Source organism: Enterococcus sp. 10F3_DIV0382, assembly GCF_002140245.1.
GTDB lineage: Bacteria > Bacillota > Bacilli > Lactobacillales > Enterococcaceae > Enterococcus_B > Enterococcus_B lactis.
This window is the reverse complement of record NZ_NGMF01000001.1, coordinates 1,385,373-1,387,931: the sequence shown is the minus strand read 5'-3', so window position 1 is coordinate 1,387,931 and position 2,559 is coordinate 1,385,373. Positions and strand designations below refer to the sequence as shown.

3 protein-coding genes are annotated in these 2,559 nt (G+C 32.3%); 1 reads left to right on the top strand and 2 read right to left on the bottom strand.

The annotated features are described in order from the left end of the window. Positions 1 to 319: 319 nt before the first annotated feature. Both A5849_RS14930 and A5849_RS07055 read right to left on the bottom strand, forming a co-directional pair. Positions 320 to 481, bottom strand: a complete 162-nt coding sequence (locus A5849_RS14930; protein ID WP_002294460.1) for a hypothetical protein — start codon at positions 479 to 481, stop codon at positions 320 to 322. Then, positions 474 to 1,148 carry a zeta toxin family protein gene (locus A5849_RS07055; RefSeq protein WP_002308926.1) on the bottom strand — a complete coding sequence of 225 codons (675 nt, stop codon included), beginning with the start codon at positions 1,146 to 1,148 and terminating at the stop codon, positions 474 to 476. Before A5849_RS07055 ends, A5849_RS14930 begins: the two co-directional genes overlap by 8 nt. 660 nt (positions 1,149 to 1,808) lie before the next feature. Between A5849_RS07055 and A5849_RS07050 the strand changes: the two genes are divergently transcribed. After that, positions 1,809 to 2,399 carry a type 1 glutamine amidotransferase family protein gene (locus A5849_RS07050; RefSeq protein WP_002308925.1) on the top strand — a complete coding sequence of 197 codons (591 nt, stop codon included), beginning with the start codon at positions 1,809 to 1,811 and terminating at the stop codon, positions 2,397 to 2,399. The last annotated feature ends 160 nt before the right edge of the window (positions 2,400 to 2,559 follow it).

Here is a 2,559-nt window from a genome sequence, read left to right as displayed (position 1 = left end):
TATCAGAGCCAATCAAACTAAAAAATATCCGAAGTCTTCTTATGTAAAAAAAGCCGGTTATTATTTAAATACGACTTAGGTAAAACAATGGGTGATTGAATTATAAAATTTTATGGCGAATAATTTGGTAAACGTTACATATGGAAAGGTTTAGAAATTTTGAAAAAGTAGCTAGTTCCTTTTATACCAGAAAAGTAAACCTAATAAAAAAACACAACCAATTTTCAGCTGTGTTTTTAAGTTACAATAATTATCTATTTAATAGTCTTAGTTCATTAAAATAAAAAACTCAACTTTACAAGGATCTGGTTTAAAAAATTTACTTATCCAACCCAACTAGTTTTCGCTGCTTACGATTTGCTTCATCTGCTACGTACTTCATTACTGTTTTAAATTCTTTCGCTGAGGCATTTTCTGATAAATCAGCGATACTTTTATTATACTTCTTCACGATTTGTTGTACTTGTTCTTTCTCAGTCATGTAATTCCTCCTCCAACTCTTTTGAAGTATATTGTATGGGTAGTACTAATTGAATATTATCTGCTGCATAGTGTACTTCAGAAATATTATTTTGATAATCCTTAATCATTATGTGAAGGACTACTTCAGGATGTCTATCTTTGACTTTTTCAATATTCTCTCTTGACTTAAAAAACGCATTGATAAACGTTTCTTTTGGCACATGACGTCCCTCAGCTAGTTCACGTTTTCGAGTGAAATCCCAGGCAACTTTGGGATCTTGGTAAACATAGAAAATCGTAACGCGAAAGTTATTTTTAAGGGCTCGAATAATATTTTTCTCTGCACTAAGGATAGCAAAAGTAGCATCTAATATGAAAGAATAGCCATGTTCCAGTACATATTTTAATGATTGTTCAACTAACCAAGAAGAAGCTTTCTGAAAAACACTTGAGTTCTTTCCATTGTATTCTGGAAACTGTGTTCTAAAATAGTCCGCATCAATCACAACATGGTTGTCATAATTTTCAGCTAAACCTAGTGCAACCTCTGTTTTACCTGCTCCTGGGCTTCCGGCCATGAATACCGCATCTTTTTCATCGTCAGGGATTTTCCCCTTGATAATTGTTTCAATAAATTTATCTTTATTGACCCTAGCGTAATCTAAATACTTGTCTTTAGATTCCAAGATTGCACCTTCTTTCCTTCTTCTATATTCATACTAATTATACGATATTTATATAAAAAATATAACGGTCAATTTAACCATATTAACATTTAAGTCACAGTAATAGCAGATACGCTCGCAAAATGGGATATGAATGTACGCAGAAACTTTATTTTCTGTGGCTTCCACTATTTTCTTAATGAACTGGTTACATGGTTATATATCTCATGCTGAGTGTTTGACACGTTTTATTGTTTCGTTTTTATAAATACTTTTTACCTTCCAGTTTCTTTTTAGATTGTATTCAAATAAATAGAGAAGCTAGTCAGAACCTCTACTTAGTAGACCAGTTATTTTTTCTCTTTTTGGTACTCAATTTTCCATCAATCAAAGAAACTTTCCGACAGTATTATTCTTAATTCGAATAGATTCGCAAAATAGAAACCATAGTAGACTTTCTGACTCAATCTAAGATTCTTTCATAGACAGTAACGTTGAGACAGCTGGTTCTTTGTCATCCACGTAGGCAAAATGTTATAATGCCAGTAAATAAAGTTGACTGCCAATGTACTCTGTCTAAAACTTAAGAATTGTTGTTTACTCTGTCGCTATCCAAATTTAATGAATGTCTGTATATTAAAACTGTTGTCCTTGTCATAGATAATAAAGGAGAGCTTGAAAATGAAAACTGCGGTTACGTTTCTATTAGAGGAATATGCCGATTGGGAAGGGGCTTATATTACTAGCACACTAAACCAAAATGAGGGATGGCAAAATAAAACTGCTTCTATCCAATCAGAGGTCACTTCCATGGGAGGACTAAAAACAAAAATCGATTATTTAATCGAACAAATACCTGAAAAAATTGATCTCTTTATTATGATTGGTGGCAATTCATGGGACATAGAAAATCACCATTTATATTTAATAATCGATAAATTTTTAAAAACAGGCGTACCAGTAGCTGCGATTTGTGGGGCAGTTGATTATTTAGCACAGAGCGGATTATTGCAAGGTTACAAACACACCGGAAATATGCAATTTCCTTGGTTAGAATCGGAAAATTATCAAAATAAAGAAGATTTTATAGAACAACAAGCTGTAAAAGATCATAACTTGATTACCGCGAATGGAACAGCTCCTATAGAATCCACAGATTTGATTCTTCAAGCAGTCCATTTTGAAACAGAAGAAATAAGACAAAAAACGATTCGTCTATACAAACTTGGATACTATGATTACTATGAAAAGTACGGAGATTCTTTCTCCTAATCATTCTCTTCAATTGGATACTCTTATCAATGTTGTGACAAGCAATCTAACAATGATTGCTTGTCACACTTTTTTATGGTATTTGTCAAAGAAGATACACTCTATTTATGTTCACTATAGAAGATTCCATTAATTTACAAATTTATATATCGTGTTAAAC